The sequence below is a fragment of the Sphaerisporangium sp. NPDC051011 genome (assembly GCF_040653595.1).
Taxonomy (GTDB): Bacteria; Actinomycetota; Actinomycetes; order Streptosporangiales; family Streptosporangiaceae; genus Sphaerisporangium.
Map to the genome: position 1 here is coordinate 684,890 of NZ_JBFAGG010000002.1, position 19,231 is coordinate 704,120.

The following is a 19,231-nucleotide window of genomic DNA, read 5'->3' on the forward strand; positions in this document are numbered from 1 at the left end:
TATGAAGCTTTTCGCGACCCGTGACGCCTCCCGGGCGGACCAGGGGGACAGAACGGGCCATGCAGGCTCGACCGGCGCGGCGGGCACGGCGGACACGCCGATCGCCCCCGACCCGGCCGGCAGGAAGGCCGCGGGCCGCGCGGTCCGGCGGCGCTTCGCGGGCCATCTGGTGCGCGGGCTCGCCATGATCTGGGTGGTCACCACGATCAGCTTCGTGATCATCCGCAACATCCCCGGAAATCCGGTCCTCGGCCAGTACGAGAAGCTGATCGAGCGCGGCATGTCCCCGGACCAGGCGCAGCGCGCGACCGCCGCCCTGTACGGTTTCCTGCCCACGGGCTCGCTGTGGCAGCAGTACGTCGACTACATGAAGGCGCTGCTGCACCTGGACCTCGGCCAGTCGCTCAGCACGCCCGGCGCCGAGGTCACCACGCTGATCGGGCACGCCGCCTCGTGGACCATCCTTCCCGTGCTCGGCGGCACGCTGCTGAGCTTCCTGCTCGGGGTGACGCTCGGCGTCTACGCGGGCATCAAGCGGTCGGGCAAGCTGGGCGACGCGCTGGCGATCTCCGGCTCGCTGCTGCACGGCGTGCCGCAGTACGTGCTCGGCCTGCTGGTCCTGGCGATCTTCACGACGCTGTGGCCGATCCTCCCGGCCGGCGGGCCGGTGGACGTCGAGTTCACGCCCGGTTTGAACGGTCCGTACCTGGCCTCGCTGATCCAGCACGCCACGCTGCCCGTGCTGACGTACGCCCTGGCCAGCTACGGCGGCTGGGTGCTGGCGATGAAGTCCAGCGTGGCGACGGTCCTCGGCGATGACTTCATCCTCGCCGCCGAGCTGCGCGGGATGTCGCGCTGGGTGCTGTTCCGGTACATCGCCCGCAACGCGATCCTGCCGCTGTTCACGATCCTCGCGTTGTCGCTGGGCATGCTGTTCGGTGGCGCCATCTTCATCGAGCGGATCTTCAACTATCCCGGGCTCGGGCTCCTGCTCGTCAACAGCATCGGCGCCCGCGACTACGCGCTCATGGGCGGCACCTTCCTGGTGACCACGGTCGCGGTCATCGTCGCCAACATCGCGGCCGACCTGCTGTACGCCGTGATCGACCCGCGCGTGCGGACGGGAGGCGCGGCATGACCGTCACCGCGATGCTCCCCGGAGGCCAGGGAAGCGCCCGCGCCACCCTGCGCCGCAACTTCTGGCGGGGCGTGGCCCGCGTGCTGCGCCGTAAGCCGAGCCGCATCGCCGGGGTGGCCATCATCGCCCTGTTCGCGCTGATGGCCGTGTTCGGCCCGATGCTGTACCCGGCCCACCTCCCGCGCGACGACAACGCCCTGTACGCCGCGCCGAGCCTGGCCCACCCCTTCGGCACCGACTTCGAGGGCACCGACGTCCTCGCGCTGGTCGTCACCGGGTCCCGGTACGTCATCCTCACCGGCCTGGCCACGGCGGTCATCACGGTCGCGGTGGGCACGGCGCTCGGGCTGCTCGCCGGGTTCCATAGGGGACGCTGGGACACCGTGCTCATGCGCTTCACCGACCTTCAGCTCACCATCCCGGGGCTTCCGCTGCTGCTGGTGCTGTCGACGGTCTGGAAGTTCGAGGGCCCGCTGGAGATGGGTCTGGTCCTCGGCCTGCTCGGCTGGGGCGGCATCGCGCGGGCCGTCCGCTCGCAGACGCTGTCGCTGCGTGAGCGCGGTTTCATCGAGGCCGCCCGGGGGCTCGGCCTGCCCACCCGGCACATCATCCTGCGCGAGCTGCTGCCGGGCATGGCGCCGTACATCGCGATGAACATGCTGATCGCCGTGACCGGCGCGATCTACGCCCAGGTCGGCCTGTTCTTCCTCGGCGTCCTGCCCTTCGACTCCAACAACTGGGGCGTGATGCTGAACCTGGCCGTCTTCGGCGGCGGCGCGCTGACCAGCGCGGCCGCGCTGCCGTACCTGCTGGCGCCGCTGCTGGCCATCCTGCTGCTGACCCTCGGCATCGTCCTCGTCGTGGACGCGATGGACGAGATCTTCAACCCACGGCTGCGTGAGGAGTAACCCGGTGACCATGAACGCGTCACGGCTCCTGAGGCGTTCCCGCCCCGCCGGGCCCGCCTCGGGCAGCACCGTTCCGGGCAGTACTGTTCCGGGCAGTACCGGCGCCCCCCGTCCCGACGCGGGGCCGCCGCCGGGCGTCCGCGTGCGCGACCTCACGGTCGTCTACAAGACCCCGCTCGGCGAGCTGCCCGCCCTCGGCGGCGTCTCCCTCACCATCGACCCGGGCACGATCACCGGCATCGTCGGCGAGTCCGGCTCGGGCAAGTCGACGCTGGCGCTGTCGCTGCTCAACGCCGTTCAGCCGCCCGGCCGCATCGCCAGCGGCAGCGTGGAGGTCGACGGCCTCGGCGACGTGCTCCGGCTCACGGGCGACGAGCTGCGCGGCGCGCGGGGACGTCACCTCGGGTACGTCTTCCAGGCCGCGCAGAACTCCCTCAACCCGCTGAAGACGGTCGGCAAGCAATTGCTCGACCTCGGCCGCTCGCACGGCGTGGACGACCTGGCCGCGCTGGTCCGGGACGCCCGGGCGCTGCTGGAGCGCATGGGCCTGGACGGCGCCCGCGTCCTGGACTCCCACCAGCACGAGCTGTCGGGCGGGATGCGCCAGCGGGTCGGCATCATGCTGGCCCTCGTGCTGAACGCCCGCCTGGCGATCCTGGACGAGCCCACCACCGCCCTCGACATGATCACGCAGGCGACGATCCTGCGGATCATCCGGGAGGTCCACAAGGAGCGCGGGCTCACCACGCTCATGGTCACCCACGACATCGGCGTGGCGGCCGAGGTCACCGACCGGCTCGCCGTGATGTACGGCGGCCGGGTGGTCGAGCACGGGCCCACCATGGACGTCCTCGGCGCGCCCAGCCACCCGTACACCCAGGGCCTGATCCGGGCCATCCCGCGCCTGTCCGGCGACCCCGCCGAGGCCTGTGCCCTGCCCGGACGGCCCCCCACGCTGGGCACGCTGCCCAAGCAGGGGTGCGTGTTCCGCGAGCGCTGCCCGCTGCGCATGGAGGTCTGCGAGACGACCGCGCCCTCGCCCGTGCGACACGAGGAGCGGACCGTCGCCTGCCACGCCCGGGAGTCGCAGGTGTCCGCCGCCGGACGGGGGGAGCACGCGTGATCAGCGGCACCGGGATCACCAAGACCTACAGGCAGCGCGGGAACGTGCTCGGCGGACGCGAGGTGCGGGCGCTGCGCGGGGTCGACTTCAGCATCCCCAAGGGCGGGGCGGTCTCGTTCATCGGCGAGTCCGGCTGCGGCAAGACCACGCTCGGGCGCATCATCGCGGGCCTGGAGACCTACGACTCCGGCGAGATCGTCATCGACGGCACGCCGATGTCCTCGCTGCGGCACAAGCGGCGGGAGGCGGAGTTCCGCAAGATCCAGCTCATCCACCAGGACCCGTACTCCGCGCTCAACCCGACGCGCACGATCCACCAGACCCTGGAGGCGCCGCTCGCCCTGCGCGCCCGCCGTACCGGGCGGTCGTCGGCCTGGGTGGACGACCGCGCCGAGGAACTGCTGTCCCTGGTCGGCATCGACCCCGGGTACGTGCTCGGCCGCTACCCCCACCAGCTCTCCGGCGGCATGCGCCAGCGCGTGGTCATCGCCCGGGCGCTCACCGTGGACCCGGAGATGCTCGTGGCCGACGAGTCGGTCTCGATGATCGACGTGTCGATGCGGCTCAGCGTCCTCGCCCTGCTGAAGGACCTGCGCGAGCGGCTCGGGGTGAGCGTGCTGTTCATCACCCACGACATCGCCACCGCGCGGTACATCGGCGACGAGGGCGAGCTGTACGTCCTGTACCGGGGGCAGGTGGTGGAACGGGGGCTCACCGAGTCCGTGATCTCCGGACCCGTCCACCCGTACACGCAGTCGCTGCTGTCGGCGATCCCGGTCCTGCACGGGCTGGAGCGTCCGGGGCGGGACCGCGTGGTGCCGACCGAGGCCCTGGACGAGCGCCACCCGGACTCGGGCTGCCTGTTCGCCCGCAGATGCCCGTTCCGCACCGAGCGCTGCACGGCCGAGCTTCCCGAACTGATGCGTGTGGAGGAACCGCCGATCGGCGGGCACGTCCCCGCGCCTGGCGCGGCACCGCACGAGCACGCCTGCTTCCACCCGGCGCGGCGCAACGTGATCCCCGAGGAGGCGGCGTGAGGAGTCCCGTTCGCCCGGAGGCGGCGTGATCGGCATCCGGATCGCCTCCGCCGACGACATGCCCGCCGTCGGCGGGCTGGCACGCGAGGCGCTGACGCTGGACGCCCCCGAGGCGCCGCAGCTCGTCGCCCGGCTGGCCGATCCGCCCGAGGGCCGCACCTGGACGGCGCTGGTCACCTCCGGCCTGGAAGGCGTGGTGTTCGCCTCCACCTCGGCCGTCCCGGGCCTCGGCCACGTGGACCTGTTCGCCGTGCGCCCCGAGGCCCGGGGCCGGGGACTCGGCCGGGCCCTGGTCGTCGCGGCCGAGGGCTGGCTGCGCGATCACGGGGTGCGGGAGGTGCGGCTCGCCGCCAACCCGCCGTGCTACGCCTGGCCGGGCATCGACGTCCGCTACACGCCCGCCGTCCTGCTGGCCGAGAGCATGGGGTACGAGCGGTACCGCGTCGCCTGGAACATGACCGTCGACCTGGCCGGATACGGCCCCCGGGACGCCTCCGCCGAGCCGCCCGCCACCGGGACGGGCTACGCCCGGGCGCCCTCGGAGGAGGACGACCTCGCCCGGCTCGCCGCGGCGGGGGCGACCGTCCGCGCGGCGCCCGCGGGGCAGCGGGACGCGGTGGTCGCGTTCGCCCGCGAGAACTGGAACGACGCGTGGGCGTGGGAGGCCGAGCACGCGACCGGCTGCCACTACGCCGTCCGGGGCGGGGAGATCCTCGGCTTCGCGGCCTGGGGCGCCCGGCCCCTGTGGTTCGGCCCGATGGGGACCGCCGAGTCGGCGCGCGGGCTCGGGGTCGGCAGCGTGCTGCTGCGGTGCTGCCTGCGCGAGCTGGCGGCGACCGGGCAGCGCACCGCCCAGATCGGCTGGGTGGGGCCGCTGGCGTTCTACGCCAGGACCGCCGGCGCGTGGGTGGAGCGCGCGTTCTGGCTGTACAACCGATCTCTCGCCTGACGTCGGCGGACGCCCGCCTGCGCCCTCCGATTTCGGGATATTTCGGAATGAGGACTGATGACCCGACCACCAGCAGCGCTTGCCACGACCGAGCAGAGCGATCCCCGCTACCGCAGGATCGACCGGCTGCCCACCGAGGAGATCGCCCGGCTGATGAACGCCGCCGACTCCACCGTCCCGGCCGCCGTGGCCCGCGCCGTCCCGGCGATCTCGGCCGCGATCGAGGACATCGCCGCCCGCATGCGTGACGGCGGCCGGCTGCTGTACGTCGGCGCGGGCACCTCCGGGCGGCTCGCGGTGCTGGACGCCTCGGAGTGCCCGCCGACCTTCGGTACCGACCCCGAGGTCGTGCGCGGCATCATCGCCGGTGGCGAGGGCGCGCTGACCCGGTCCGTGGAGGGCGCCGAGGACGACGCCGGCGCGGGCGCCGCCGCGATCCGCGAGCAGCGGGTGGGCCCCCTGGACTCGGTGGTGGGCATCTCCGCGAGCGGACGGGCGCCGTTCGTGGTGGCCGCCGTCGCGCAGGCCCGCCGGCTCGGCGCGCTCACCGCCGGGCTGTCCTGCAACGGCGGGGGGCCGCTGTCGGAGGCCGCCGAGCACGCGATCGAGGTCATCGTCGGCCCGGAGGTGGTCACCGGCTCGACCCGGCTGAAGGCCGGGACGGCGCAGAAGCTCGTCCTGAACATGATCTCGACGATCTCGATGATCAAGTGCGGGCGCACGTTCGGGAACTACATGATCGAGGTGTCCGCGAGCAACGCCAAGCTCGTCGACCGGGCCGCGCGCATCGTCGCCGACATCACCGGCGCGGACCTCGCCGCCGCCCGTGGCGCCCTGGCCGCCGCCGGGCACGAGGTCAAGACGGCCGTCGTGATGATCGCCCGCCGCCTCGACGCCGGCGAGGCCCGTCTCCTGCTCGCCGCCTTCGACGGCCGCCTCGACGGAGCCCTCGACTCCGCGCCGGACGCCCCTCCGGCCTGACCCGGCTCTGGGGCGCCCGCCCGGCCTGCCGCGGTGATGGGATGAAAACCCCCATACCCGGGCATACTTCCTTCAGTCATCGAGACCGGCGTCCCGCCGAAGAGATCGGCGGGCGCCCGCGTCGGACGGGGGGACATGTCGCCTGTACAGGTGCGCCGGATCTACGACGACCCTTCCCCGAAGGACGGGACCCGCGTCCTGGTGGACCGTCTCTGGCCGAGGGGCCTGTCCAAGGAGGCCGCGCACGTGGATCTGTGGCTCAAGGACATCGCGCCGTCCGACGAGCTGCGGGCCTGGTACGGCCACGACCCGGGCAGGTTCCCGGAGTTCGAGGGCCGCTACCTCGCCGAACTGGAGGACTCCCGCCACCGTCCAGCCCTGGAGCGGCTGCGCGAACTGCTCCGTGAGCCGCCCGTGACCCTGCTCACCGCCACGAAGGACGTGCGGATCAGCAACGCCGCCGTCCTAGCCCGCCTGCTCGGCAAGGCGGGCTGACACCCGCGCCCGGCTCCTCCGCCGAAGCCCTCACCGACCCCTTCACCGGACCTTCCGCCTTCCGCCGGATCCTTCGCCGATGCTCGTGACGGTCCAGACGCGCCGATCCTCGACGCGACGTGGCGAATCATGCGCAAAGCGTGAGCGGCGGCCACCGACAGGAGTAGCTTCTCTCAGCATGTTCTCTGGGTACGCGCATCAGAGGTCCCGGTCCCGCCGGTTCGGGACGGCCGTGACGATCCTCGCCACGGCACTGACGTCCGTCACGGCCGCTGGGGCGCCGGACGTCGCCTCCGCGTCCGGAGCGCCGCGCGCGCACACTGCCCTCGCGGCGCCGTGGACGGCCGGTCCGCCGGAGGCCGCCGGTTCGCCGGCGAGCGAGGGGCGCCGGGCGGTGGAGTCCGTCCTCGGTCTCGGCGACTCGGTGCCCGCCGGGTCGGGCTGCGACTGCGTCTCCTATGTGGCGCTCGTCGCCGAGGCCCTGTCGGCCCGCCAGGGCACGCCGGTCGCCGGGTCGAACCTCGCCGCCGCGGGCCTGACCACCCAGGGCCTGCTGGACATGTTGGACGACGACACCGTGCGGGCTGGGGTGGCGGGGGCGGATCTGACGGTGATCACCATCGGGGCGAACGACTTCGCGGAGGAGGGCGTCGAGGACGACTCCTGCGGCGTGGACCTCGCCTGCTACGGGACGGAACTGGCCCGGCTGCGGGCCAACATGGACACCCTCCTGAGCAGGATCCACGCCCTGCGGGGGCCCGGCGGGCGCGTGGTGGTGACCGGGTACTGGAACGTCTTCCTGGACGGCGCCGCCGGACGCGCCCGGGGCCCGAAGTACGCCGCGGGCAGCGACCGGCTCACCATGGCCGTCAACGCGGCGCTCGCCGCCTCGGCCGCCGCGTCCGGCGTCCTGTTCGCGGACCTTTACACGGCGTTCAAGGGGGAGGACGGGACGCGCGACGACACCGCGCTGCTGGCCGCCGACGGCGATCATCCCGGCGCCGCGGGGCACCGGCTCATCGCCGAGACGGTGCTCTCGGCGCTGGCCGGTCCGGATCCTCGCAGGTGACGCCTGGTCTCAGATGCGTTTTTTCCGGCACGTCCGGGTATCTGTCATTTTGACCCCCCTAGCCCGGCCGTGAACGCGGCGCGTGATCAGGGGAGAGCACTATGAATCGCACACTCGCCGCGACCGCGCTGCTCGTCTTCACCGCCTCGGCGCTCGCCGCGACCCAGGTATCCGCCTCGGCGCTCGCCCCGGAGGGGATCTCCGCCCCGCCCGCGTCCGTGGCGACCGGGGGAGGCGGAGGCGGGACGCCTCCACCGGGAGGTAAGGGGGCGCCTCCGGCGGCAGGCAAGCCGCGAGCGGCCAAGATCACCGTGAGCGCGACCCAATACAAGATCCTCTACAACCAGTGCCGTTACGCCGACACCCGCAGGGCGCGCCGGCAGTGCCGCCACGATGTGCGGGTGACGTACCGCATCGGGGCGTTCAACGAGAACCTCGACTGCCGGACGTACTCCGGCATCACCGTCTGCGGCACGCTCAAGCTCAACAAGCGGGAGCGCCGCTGCGTGGTCTATCTGGTGAAGGCCGGCCTCTCCAGCCGCCGCGCCGAGGTCGAGTGCTACGCCTTCGTTTGACGGTGAGGATGTAGGTGATCGCCTCCCGGTGGGGTCTGACCCATCGTCTGACCCATCGTCTGGCCGACCGCGGGGGTCCTCAACGGGATCTGTCGGCCCCGAACCGGGAGGCGCTCGCCTGCACTCGCCGGACGCGGCGCGTCGCCGTCGCGGGGGAAGTGTTTTCGGTCCCCCCTAGGCGACCCTTTGAGCCGGCGAGAGATCTGGTGACGGTGGCATCCCGTCCCATTGAATCGGCGGCATGCCGCATATCTCGCTAGGAAACGACGCCCCCGGCATCGTGGGGCCCATGCTCTATCGGCCGGAGACGGCCAAACCCCTGAACGACCTCGTCGACGTGCTCCTGCGGGCCGACAACACGCTGAGCCGCGGCGAGCGCGAGCTGATCGCCGCCTACGTGTCCCGGCTCAACGACTGCGACTTCTGTGGCTCCATCCACGGGGCGATGGCCGCCGAGCAGCTTCCCGGCGGTCAGGAGCAGGTGGCGGCGGCCTGCGCGAACCCGCACACGGCCGACGTGTCGCCGAAGATGCGCGCCCTGCTCGACGTCGCCGCCCAGGTGCGCGAGGGCGGGAAGGCCGTGACCGCCGAGGCGATCGCCGCCGCGCACCAGGCGGGAGCCGGCGACCTGGAGATCCACGACACGGTGCTCATCGCCGCCGCGTTCTGCATGTTCAACCGGTACGTCGACGGCCTCGGCACCACCCCCCTGACCGGCCAGGAGGAGTACGTCCCGATCGCCAAGATGATCATCGAGGCCGGATACGGCGGCGTGATCTCCGGTTCCCCCGCCTGAGCACGGCTCCCGGCCCGTCACGATTCGAGCGGAACCGTGGCGGGCCGTTCCGTATCGCCCGCTCGCCCAGGCGCCGAGCCCGTGTGCCCACGCCCCGCTCCGTACATGGACGTGCAGGAGCGCGTATGAATTCATTTGCGCTTTCCTTTGATGATGCGCACTTTTCACGCCGGCGGAGCCCTCTCACCGGGACGTGGAAAACGGCGGAACGCTTTCGATTCTTCATGACGTCCATTCGCGCCCGATGTGACGCACCGCGGCGGGGCATTCGGCGTCCCAAATGACGTGGCCTTTCTCCAGGCCCGTGCCGGCGGCGGGGTGGCCGCACCCCAGAGGGCCCCCGTAATGACCCGCCCCTGGGTCGCGGGCCGTTCTGGGCTCGCCATGCGCTCTTGTATCTTGGGGTTTCAAGCTCAGAGGCGCTGTGATGGAGCTCAGCCGGAACCGCTCCTCGGGCGCCTTCCGTATGGGGAGGTGGTCCGGTGGGAACCGAGGCTCTACGGGAGCTTTTGGACCGGCGGGTGGTGGTGCTCGACGGAGCCTGGGGCACCATGTTGCAGGCCGCGGGCCTGACGCCGGCCGACTATCGCGGCGGGGGCCGTTTCGACGACCACCCGTACGACGTGACCGGTGACCCTGACCTGCTCAACCTGACGCGCCCGGATCTCGTGCTCGACGTCCACCGCCAGTACCTCGCGGCCGGCGCGGACATCACCACCACGAACACGTTCACGGCGACGAGCATCGGCCAGGCCGACTACGGGCTCCAGGCGTACGTGCGCGAGATGAACCTGCGCGGAGCCCAGCTCGCGCGGCAGGCCGCGGACGAGGCGGGCGGGCGTTTCGTCGCGGGCTCGATCGGCCCGCTGAACGTGACGCTTTCGCTGTCCCCCCGCGTGGAGGACCCCGCGTACCGCGCGGTGACGTTCGACGACGTGCGCGCCACGTACGCCGAGCAGATCCAGGCGCTGGCGGACGGCGGCGTCGACCTGCTGCTGATCGAGACGATCTTCGACACGCTGAACGCGAAGGCCGCCATCGCCGCCGCGCGCGACGTCGCCCCCCACCTGCCGCTGTGGATCTCGGTGACCATCGTCGACCTGAGCGGGCGCACGCTGTCCGGGCAGACGGTCGAGGCGTTCTGGAACGCGATCGAGCACGCCCACCCGCTGGTCGTCGGCGTGAACTGCTCGCTGGGCGCCGCCGAGATGCGCCCGCACATCGCCGAGTTGTCGCGGCTGGCCGGCGTGTACACCGCGTGCCACCCCAACGCCGGCCTGCCGAACGCGTTCGGCGGCTACGACGAGACGCCGGAGGAGACCGCCGGGCTGCTCAGCGAGTTCGTCGCGTCCGGCATGGTGAACATCGTCGGCGGGTGCTGCGGGACCACGCCCGGGCACATCGCGCGGATCGCCGCCACCGTGGCGGACGCGCAGCCCCGCCCGGTTCCCGCGCCCGCGGCGAGCACCCGCTTCAGCGGCCTGGAGCCGTTCGAGATCGGCCCCGACACCGGGTTCGTCATGATCGGCGAGCGCACCAACGTCACCGGGTCCGCCCGGTTCCGGCGCCTGATCGAGGCGAACGACCACCAGGCCGCCGTGGACGTCGCGTTGGAGCAGGTGCGCGGCGGGGCCAACCTGCTCGATGTCAACATGGACGCCGACCTGCTCGACAGCGAGCAGGCCATGACCACCTTCCTCAACCTGATCGCGACCGAGCCCGAGGTCGCCCGCACCCCCATCATGATCGACAGTTCGCGGTGGAGCGTGCTGGAGGCCGGCCTCAAGTGCGTGCAGGGCAAGGGCGTGGTCAACTCCATCAGCCTCAAGGAGGGCGAGGGCCCGTTCCTGGAGCAGGCCCGGCGCATCCGCGACTACGGCGCCGGCGTGGTCGTCATGGCCTTCGACGAGCAGGGCCAGGCCGACACCACCGAGCGCAAGGTGGAGATCTGCGGCCGCGCCTACGACCTGCTCACCCAGGAGGCCGGCTTCCCCGCCGAGGACATCGTCTTCGACCCCAACGTGCTCGCCGTCGCCACCGGCATCGTCGAGCACAACGGCTACGCCAAGGCGTTCATCGACGCGCTCCCGCTGATCAAGCAGCGCTGCCCCGGCGCGCGTACCAGCGGCGGCATCTCCAACCTGTCGTTCTCCTTCCGCGGCAACGACGTCGTCCGCGAGGCGATGCACTCGGCGTTCCTCCTCCACGCCGTCCGCGCCGGGCTGGACATGGGCATCGTCAACGCCGGTCAGCTCGCGGTCTACCAGGACATCCCCGCCGACCTGCTCGAACTCGTCGAGGACGTTCTGTTCGACCGCCGCCCCGACGCCACCGACCGGCTCGTCTCCTTCGCCGAGACGGTCAGCGGGACGGGCACCCGCCGCACGGTGGACCTGTCCTGGCGCGAGGCCCCGGTGGAGAAGCGCCTGTCCCACGCGCTCGTGCACGGCATCGTGGACTTCATCGAGGACGACACCGAGGAGGCCCGGCAGAGGGCCGCGCGCCCGCTCGACGTGATCGAGGGCGCGCTGATGGACGGCATGAAGGTCGTCGGCGACCTGTTCGGCGCGGGGAAGATGTTCCTGCCGCAGGTGGTGAAGAGCGCGCGCGTGATGAAGCGCGCGGTCGCCTACCTGGAGCCGTACATGGAGGCCGAGAAGGAGCAGGCGCGTCTGGAGGGCCGCACCGACGTCATCCGCGGCAACGGCAAGGTCGTCCTCGCCACGGTCAAGGGCGACGTCCACGACATCGGCAAGAACATCGTCGGCGTCGTGCTCGGCTGCAACAACTACGAGGTCATCGACCTCGGCGTCATGGTCCCCGCCAACACGATCCTCGACACCGCGATCGCCGAGGGCGCCGACGCCGTCGGCCTGTCCGGGCTGATCACCCCGTCCCTGGACGAGATGGTCTCCGTCGCCACCGAGATGAAGCGGCGCGGCCTGAAACTGCCCCTGCTGATCGGCGGCGCCACCACCTCCCGCCAGCACACGGCGGTGCGCATCGCCCCCGCCTACGACGGCACCACCGTCCACGTGCTGGACGCGTCCCGCGTCGTCGGCGTGGTCTCGGACCTGCTCGACGCCGACCGGGCCGAGGAACTGGCCAAGAGCAACCGTGCGGAGCAGGAGCGCCTGCGCGAGCAGTACGCGAACCGCGAGCAGCGTCCCCTGCTCACCCTCGAGCAGGCACGCGCGAACCGTGAGCAGGTGCCGTTCGACGAGCTGCCCGTTCCCGCCTTCACCGGCGCCCGCCTCGTCGAGCCCGACCTCGCCACCCTCCGCGAGTTCATCGACTGGCAGTTCTTCTTCCTCGCCTGGCAGCTCAAGGGCAAGTACCCGGCGATCCTGGAGCAGCCGGAGGCCCGCGAGCTCTACGACGAGGCGAACGTCCTGCTCGACCAGATCATCGCGGACGGGTCCTTCCGCGCCCAGGGGGTGTACGCGTTCTGGCCCGCCCACTCCGAGGGCGACGACATCGTGGTCCGCGTGGGCGACCAGGACGACCTGCGGCTGCCGATGCTGCGCCAGCAGACCTCCAAGCCGGAGGGCCGTCCCAACCGGTCCCTCGCCGACTACGTGGCCCCGGCCGGAGACCACCTCGGCGGGTTCGCCGTGGCCGTCCACGGCGCCGAGGAACTCGCCCGCACCTTCGAGGACCGGCAGGACGACTACCACGCGATCATGGTCAAGGCACTGGCCGACCGCTTCGCCGAGGCGTTCGCCGAGTACGTCCACCTCCAGGCGCGGCGCGACTGGTTCGAGCCGGACGCCGCCCCCCGGTACGAGGAACTGCACGCCGAGCGGTTCCGTGGCATCCGCCCCGCCTTCGGCTACCCGGCGAGCCCGGACCACAGCGAGAAGCGCGACCTGTTCGAACTGCTCGACGCCGAGCGGCTCGGCATGAACCTGACCGAGTCCTACGCGATGACCCCGGCCGCCAGCGTCAGCGGGCTGATCTTCGCGCACCCCGCCTCGCGGTACTTCACCGTGGGCCGCATCGGCCGCGACCAGGCCGAGGACTACGCCAAGCGGCGCGGCGTCGACCTCGCCGAGATCGAACGCTGGCTCCGCCCCAACCTCGCCTACGACCCCGACTGACCGCAGCCCCCGCCCGCGAGCCGCCCCCATACCCGGGAGACGCGGCTCGCGGGCGGAGGTGGCGTAGGACTGACCCGCCCCACCGGGAAATGGGCCTCGCCTCCGGCTCGGACTGTATCGCCCAGGGGGCTTCGCCCCTTCGCCCTAACGGGCATCCGGACAGGTCGCACGCGAGCGGATCTTCGACGGACTCCTCAGCCGACTCGACGACGAAGCCTCCTGACCCTGTCGGCACATACGTGAAGCGGCAAAGTGCCCAGCCCAGTACACACACGCATGAACATGAGGACCGGGCGTCTCAACGGAAGGCGGCGGTATTCTCCGAAACCCACTGGCGGAATCGCCTGGCAGGGGAGTCGGTGACCCGCGAGACTGTGTCGCGCACCTTCAGAAGCTCGTCGTTGACGTCTCCGCCTGTCACATCGAGCACCGCATCCGCGGCCTCGTCTCCCAAGAACACAGCCATGTCGCGGTGGGCCTCCTCCCGGCTGATCTCGGCGAACGGCACCTCCCGCTCCAGGGCTACGGCTATCGCCGCAACCTGCTGCCGGGCCGTCACCCGCTCCGGGCCGGTCAGGGCATACGTCCGGCCTTGGTGACCGGACTTCGTCAGCGCCACTCGCGCCACTGACGCGATGTCCGCGGGGTGGATCGTGGGGAGCCCGATGTCCGCATACGGCACCCGGACCGGTTGATGCTCGCGGATTGACGCTGCCCACCACAGGGCGTTCGAGGCGAACTGCGTCGGCCGCAGAATCGTCCAGGCCATGCCGCTGCCCTTGAGGAGTCGCTCGACAGCGAGGTTCTCATCGGCGGGGCCGAGGTGCGGATGGGTCTGGACGGTAATGGACGACACCAGCACCACGTGCTCCACCCCCGCCTGCCGGGCGGCGCCGAGGATGTCAGCATCCGAACCCATACGCGACACGAGAAATAGCGAGCGAACCCCCTCCAGTGCAGGTTCCAGTGAAGCCATGTCGGCGAAGTCACCCTCAACCGCCTCGACTCCCTTGGGGAATGAAGCTCGCGCAGCGTCACGAGTGAGACCCCGCAAGGGTCCGGCACCGCACACATGTAGCTCCTGCAGCAAAGCACTTCCTATGTTCCCGGTGGCTCCTGTCACGAGAATCATGAGCGCCTTCTCCCGTCGCCTAGTGATCAACTGGAGGACACGCTAGAAGGTCAAGGAGAGTCCTGACCGTTTCCTGCGCTGGGCACGTTCCGCACTCGGTGACGAAGGACGCCGACAGAACCGCCCCCAGCACGACCGGTGGCTTGACAACGAGACCCGCATATTAGAGGGGTGCCCGGATCGATCGTCCACGACCGTACCAAGACGGTGGTCAAACGGCACGTCGCGCCGGGAGCGGCAGTGCCGCTGCACCCCGAAGCCGCGGCGTTCGCCGCGCACTACGGCTTCGAGGCCGACCCGCTGGCCGCCTACCGTCCCAATCGCCATCCACGCGTTGTAGGCCGACGGGGGCGGCGTGCTGGCGGTGCACCCCGCGCTGCGCGCCGCGGGTCATGGATGGTCGATGAGTCCCACTGGGATGGGCTGCCCGACGGGCACACCCGCGCCACCGTCATCGAAGGTGCCGATCCCGGCCGGGCCGCCCCGCCCAGGCATGATCGTGTTTCTCCCCCGAGATAGTGCGTGATCGTCTAGTCGGCCACTCGACCCTCAGTGATCGTTTCCGCACTTAGAGTGATACTCCCGAAGCGCCGAGCGACGACATCGAGGGGCACCTTGACGTGCGCGATCCTGGAAGGGGTAGCAGCCATGCAGAATAATGCGCGGCTGCGACGCACCTGGGTCGTCCTGGTCCGGGTGCCTCCGCAGGAGGTCTGTGTCCCGAGCATCACGGTAGTCGTGAGGTGGGACGCGCTCGGTATCTGCCAGGTCACCGCCCTGACCACGGAGAGCGCTCCGCTCGGAGGTGGCCGGATCGAGGGGAGCGCACTGCTGTCCGACGCCATGGCTGGCGCGGCACTGCGCCAGATGATCGGCGAGGTCGCCGCTCCTGGTCTGGTACCGCTGGGGGGGAGGAACACAATAGCGGGTTGGCGCCCAGATCGTGATATTCGCCTGCACGGCCACGCGCTGGTCGGTCTGGAGAAGGGCTGTCGTCAGGCGCTTTTGGCGGATTCGAGGGCCAGCATCTCGCGGAACTCGGCAACAGAGGGGCGGTCGCGCTGGTGCCTGGGTACGGCGCTGAGCACCATCCGTCCGGTTTGGAGCACCATCTTGTCGTTGTAGACCTGTGGCAGGGCATCGATCACCGAGGCCGCCAGTTGCATCCCTTGATCGATGCCCCCGTTGACGACGGTACAGAGGGCTCCCTTCAGGCGAACAGTGGCCGCCGTCGCGTAATCGCTGTTGACGGCGAGCAGGCGCTCGCCCGCGCTGTTCGCTTCGGCCTCATTGCCTACACCCGCGTAGATCGTGTTCTCGGCGTTGGGTAGTTGCCCGTATTTCCAGTAGCCGGTCATGATGCTCACAGCTGGCGGATCGGCCGTGACAAGGTCGCGGAAGGTGTTCAAAGTCTGCTGGGCTTCCGCGTGCCTTCCGAGGAGCATGAGCGCCTTGGCCTCAGAGCAGAGGACGAGCGCGAGCCCCAGGGATGGGCGATCTCCTGCGATCTGCTGGGCATTTTGGGTGAGTCTCAGGACGGTCGCCGGATCGCGTTGTCCGAAGAGGCCGTGTCCGGTCTCGGTGGCGCGCACGCTGAGCTGTAGTTCGAGGTCTCCTGAGGCGTCGGCGGCCTGGCGTGCGGTGCGCCACCAGCGGATGGCGGCACCGTGATCGCCCAGGCGGGTCAGCACGTTGGCATGGAGAGTCGAGAGCGCCGCCATGACCCGCTGGAGTTCGATCACGTCTTCGGGGGTGGAGGCGTCCAACTGGCGCTGTACCGCGAGCAGGTCGATGAGGAGGTCGGTGGCGACCTGTGCGGGGGGTCGGGTGCGCAGCGCGTGCAGGTGGTCGGCGCAGGTCAGCTCCCAGTCTTCGATGGCGCGGTGGGCCTGGTCAGGGGACAGCTCCAGGAGCCGGCGGAGAGGTTCACCCGAGATACCGAGGGTGTCGAGCACGCCGAGTCCGGTGAATCCGGCGAGGAACTGGAGGGCGGCCCGACGTTCCATATCGTCATCTCCATTGCGATATGCGGGGTTTTCCATATATCTACCCGCGCCTAGCCGGTCTGACTCGGCGGCGGCGTTGAGACGCACCAGCGTGCCGTAGAGCGCGGTCAGAATGCCGCGCGCACCGTACACCTCGTCCAGGCGGGGGACCATCTCAGGCGGGGGCGTGCGCTCACCGCGCTCCCATTTGGCCAGGTTGGAATGGTCGATGTAGAGATCGGCCGCCACGCGGCGCAGGGCGATCTTGGGTTCGCTCTCCCTGCAGCGGCGCATGACCGCGCCGAACAGATGCCATGCGGAGGCGTGCGGGTCGATCGGGTCTGCGGCCATGACACCCCTCGGGATAGTGGTCCGGCGCGGCCGCACCCGACCACACCGTTGTCCTTACACCATCGTCGATCACTTTCCATGATTGCACTGCTACAGCCCGTAGCGCTCCCGAAAGCCGGGACCCGTAGGCGATGAGAGCGCCGTACGGGTCCCTGATCAGGAAGGTGGTCCTGACCCGTGACGCAGCCTAAACGCCGGTGGCGCCTGTACGGGCGCCGTAATGCCGAGCCGACCGGCCGCCACACCCTCGGACGGCCCTACGTACCGGTCGAGCCCGGCGATCCCGACCCGCGCGCCCGCGCCACCGCCGTACTGCTCGACCGGCTCGAACCGGCCTGGACGATCCTTTATGGACCATGGAGCCGCCGCTTCTACGCCGTGGCGATGTTCCCCACCCCGTATCCGCTGATCGTGGAGGAATCCACCGCGCAGGAGCTCACCGAGCAGATGCGCCAGGCGGAGCGGGACGTCTTAATGACCGGCCGTACGCACACCGCGTCCAGGCCGGCCGCGTGACCCGCATGACCTCGACCTCCCCCTATGAAGGACGACTGACCAGATGAGCACCCGCACCCGGCGAACGGAGAGCGCCGTCTTCCCCGCCACCGAGGCCTCCGCGGGCGAGGCCCGGCGCTGGCTGAGCAAGATCCTTAGCGACCATCCCCGCCACGACGACGCCGTGTTGCTGCTGTCGGAGGCGGTCACCAACTCCCTGGTGCACACCGATACCTCGGTGATCGCCGTCGCGGTGGTGGTCGAGGAGGGTGACGACGTCCGGATCGAGGTCGGCGACCAGGGCGGGCGCACCGTGCCGAGCATCCCCTCGGACACCGGCGAAGAGCCGGCCATCTCCGGGCGAGGCATCCGCCTGATCCGCGCGCTGTCCTCCCGCTGGGGGTTCACCGAGGAGAGACCCCGCTGCGTCCTCTGGTTCCTGCTGTCCGCAGACGGTGGGGGAGACGCCTGACCCCCACCCGCCGATCCTTTATTCGTTCAGAGATGTCGTGGCGCTTCGCATCTGTGTCAGGCTCCGCAAAGACGCTTCGTTGCAGAAGATCCGGCGGGCTCAGGACACGCTTCGCGATGACCTACGGGAGCGCGGGCATCTGTCGGCATACCGGCTCGCGGCTGACGGCAGCAGCATCTACCGGTTTCGTCCGTAGTGCTCCGGCCTTCCGGCCGGGGGTGAAGCGGGCCGTCCCGCGTAGCGGGGCAAGAACAGCCGGTTCACCGTCAGGTGAACCGGCGTCCACCCCGATCAGACCGGTCGTTTCTGCTGCTTGATGTACTGCTTGAGCACGGCCGGCGGGGCCCCGGCCAACCGGCCCGGCGAAGTAGGAGCCGGACCAGAAATGATCACCCTGCAGGTGCTCGCGGGCGTGGGCGCCGAACTCCTTGCGCAGCATCCGAGCCGAAACCCCCTTCAACGAGTTGACCAGCCTGGACAAGGCGACCTTGGGCGGATAGCGGACCAGCAGGTGGACGTGGCCGTCCTCGCCGTTGAACTCACGATGTTCGACCTCGAGGACGGCACAGACCTCCCGCATGATCTGTTCGCATCGGACCGGCATCGGGCCGGTGAAGGCCCCACGCCGATACTTCGTGACGAACACCAAATCGGCGTGGGCGTGGAGACCGTGCACGACACGCCGTCCGGTGCGCACATCAGGGTCCGGTTCCCTCCCGGTGACGCAACGAAACGATACGATCACGGCGTGGAGAAGGTGAAGCAGGCGCGGGCGCATGTGGCCCGCCTGGAGTTGAGCGTGGCCCAGGCGGCGGTGCTGGACGGTCAGGCGCATACCGCTCGCGCGCTGTGGAACCTGCTGCACGAGTACGCCACCTTCCGGCAGGGCCGGTTGGCGACGTTGAAGCAGTGCGACGAGGCGATCCGGGCGGCCCGCCGTGAGATCGACTGGATGGGCCGGCTGCCCGCCCAGGCCGCCCAAGCCGTGCTGAAGACCTACCGGCAGGCATGGGTGAACTTCTTCGACCCCGATCACCCCGCCGGGCGCCCGAGGTTCAAGACCCGGTTGCGATCCCGGCCCGCTGTCGATGTGCCCCAGGCCCGCGATCTGCAGATCAAGCGGGTCAACCGGCGGTGGGGCGCGGTCAATCTGCCCAAGGCCGGGCGGGTCCGGTTCCGGTGGACCAAGAACCTGCCCGGCGCCACCAAGGGCGGCCCGGCCGGGCGGATCACCGGAGCCCGCCTGGTCAAAGACGCCGACGCCTGGCACATCGTGTTCCGCACCGAGACCATGGCCGCTGCGGTCATGGACACCCATCCCGGCCCGGCCGTGGGGATCGACCGGGGCATCAACGTCGCCCTGGCCCTGTCGGACGGCACCCCGCGTGAGCACGGGCCCTGGCTCACCGGCGGCGAGAAAGAACACCTGCGCCGCCTGGAGAAGAAATCCGCCCGCCAGCGCCGCACCCGCACTCCCGGCCGGCCCACGTCCAAACGGCTGACCCGCACCTACGACCAGATCGCCAGGCTCCGCGCGACAGCCAAGCGCCGAGCCGTCGACTGGCAGCACAAGACCACCACCGAACTCGCCGGCACCTTCGGCGTGGTCGTGGTGGAGGATCTGA

General features: G+C 70.6%; 16 protein-coding genes and 1 pseudogene. 14 read left to right on the forward strand and 3 right to left on the reverse strand.

Going from position 1 to position 19,231, the window contains the following annotated elements; all coding sequences use genetic code 11:
* Position 1: 1 nt before the first annotated feature.
* The 11 genes from AB0H21_RS07240 (at position 2) to metH (ending at position 13,171) form a co-directional block, all read left to right on the forward strand.
* A complete protein-coding gene (locus AB0H21_RS07240) occupies positions 2–1,138 on the forward strand; it encodes an ABC transporter permease (RefSeq protein WP_358512980.1) in 1,137 nt (378 codons plus the stop codon).
* Complete coding sequence (locus AB0H21_RS07245; RefSeq protein WP_358512982.1) at positions 1,135–2,046, forward strand: ABC transporter permease; 912 nt, start codon at positions 1,135–1,137, stop codon at positions 2,044–2,046. Before AB0H21_RS07240 ends, AB0H21_RS07245 begins: the two co-directional genes overlap by 4 nt.
* A 10-nt stretch (positions 2,047–2,056) precedes the next feature.
* On the forward strand, positions 2,057–3,169 hold the full coding sequence (locus AB0H21_RS07250; protein WP_358513050.1) for an ABC transporter ATP-binding protein: 1,113 nt from the start codon (positions 2,057–2,059) through the stop codon (positions 3,167–3,169).
* Positions 3,166–4,206 (forward strand): ABC transporter ATP-binding protein, encoded by a 1,041-nt coding sequence (locus AB0H21_RS07255; protein ID WP_358512984.1) that lies wholly within the window; start codon positions 3,166–3,168, stop codon positions 4,204–4,206. Before AB0H21_RS07250 ends, AB0H21_RS07255 begins: the two co-directional genes overlap by 4 nt.
* A 25-nt stretch (positions 4,207–4,231) precedes the next feature.
* Positions 4,232–5,155: a GNAT family N-acetyltransferase gene (locus tag AB0H21_RS07260; RefSeq protein WP_358512986.1), complete on the forward strand. Its 924-nt coding sequence runs from the start codon at positions 4,232–4,234 to the stop codon at positions 5,153–5,155.
* 57 nt (positions 5,156–5,212) lie between these two features.
* Positions 5,213–6,136: an N-acetylmuramic acid 6-phosphate etherase gene (murQ, locus tag AB0H21_RS07265; RefSeq protein ID WP_358512988.1), complete on the forward strand. Its 924-nt coding sequence runs from the start codon at positions 5,213–5,215 to the stop codon at positions 6,134–6,136.
* Positions 6,137–6,271: 135 nt separating this feature from the next.
* Positions 6,272–6,631, forward strand: a complete 360-nt coding sequence (locus AB0H21_RS07270; protein WP_358512990.1) for a DUF488 family protein — start codon at positions 6,272–6,274, stop codon at positions 6,629–6,631.
* A 178-nt stretch (positions 6,632–6,809) separates the two neighbouring features.
* The gene (locus AB0H21_RS07275) at positions 6,810–7,700 is read left to right on the forward strand and encodes an SGNH/GDSL hydrolase family protein (protein WP_358512992.1); all 891 of its coding nucleotides are present in this window, start codon (positions 6,810–6,812) and stop codon (positions 7,698–7,700) included.
* 101 nt (positions 7,701–7,801) lie between these two features.
* Complete coding sequence (locus AB0H21_RS07280; RefSeq protein ID WP_358512994.1) at positions 7,802–8,275, forward strand: hypothetical protein; 474 nt, start codon at positions 7,802–7,804, stop codon at positions 8,273–8,275.
* A 289-nt stretch (positions 8,276–8,564) separates the two neighbouring features.
* Positions 8,565–9,071 (forward strand): peroxidase-related enzyme, encoded by a 507-nt coding sequence (locus AB0H21_RS07285; protein ID WP_358512996.1) that lies wholly within the window; start codon positions 8,565–8,567, stop codon positions 9,069–9,071.
* A gap of 482 nt (positions 9,072–9,553) precedes the next feature.
* Complete coding sequence (gene metH, locus AB0H21_RS07290) at positions 9,554–13,171, forward strand: methionine synthase (protein ID WP_358512998.1); 3,618 nt, start codon at positions 9,554–9,556, stop codon at positions 13,169–13,171.
* A gap of 298 nt (positions 13,172–13,469) precedes the next feature.
* Here the strand turns inward: metH and AB0H21_RS07295 are convergent, their stop codons facing one another.
* Both AB0H21_RS07295 and AB0H21_RS07300 read right to left on the reverse strand, forming a co-directional pair.
* Positions 13,470–14,303, reverse strand: coding sequence for an NAD(P)H-binding protein (locus AB0H21_RS07295; RefSeq protein ID WP_358513000.1), 834 nt, complete (start codon positions 14,301–14,303; stop codon positions 13,470–13,472).
* A 995-nt stretch (positions 14,304–15,298) separates the two neighbouring features.
* The gene (locus AB0H21_RS07300) at positions 15,299–16,639 is read right to left on the reverse strand and encodes a helix-turn-helix transcriptional regulator (protein ID WP_358513002.1); all 1,341 of its coding nucleotides are present in this window, start codon (positions 16,637–16,639) and stop codon (positions 15,299–15,301) included.
* Positions 16,640–16,816: 177 nt separating this feature from the next.
* Between AB0H21_RS07300 and AB0H21_RS07305 the strand changes: the two genes are divergently transcribed.
* Together AB0H21_RS07305 and AB0H21_RS07310 are read left to right on the forward strand one after the other, a co-directional pair.
* A complete protein-coding gene (locus AB0H21_RS07305; protein WP_358513004.1) occupies positions 16,817–17,155 on the forward strand; it encodes a hypothetical protein in 339 nt (112 codons plus the stop codon).
* A 43-nt stretch (positions 17,156–17,198) separates the two neighbouring features.
* Complete coding sequence (locus AB0H21_RS07310; protein WP_358513005.1) at positions 17,199–17,606, forward strand: ATP-binding protein; 408 nt, start codon at positions 17,199–17,201, stop codon at positions 17,604–17,606.
* 291 nt (positions 17,607–17,897) lie between these two features.
* Here AB0H21_RS07310 and tnpA read toward each other — a convergent pair.
* A pseudogene (gene tnpA, locus AB0H21_RS07315) lies at positions 17,898–18,384 on the reverse strand (IS200/IS605 family transposase).
* On the opposite strand from tnpA, the gene AB0H21_RS07320 reads away from it, so the two are divergent.
* A partial coding sequence (locus tag AB0H21_RS07320; protein WP_358513007.1) for a transposase occupies positions 18,355–19,231 on the forward strand: 877 nt, incomplete at its 3' end. The pseudogene tnpA and the gene AB0H21_RS07320 overlap by 30 nt on opposite strands.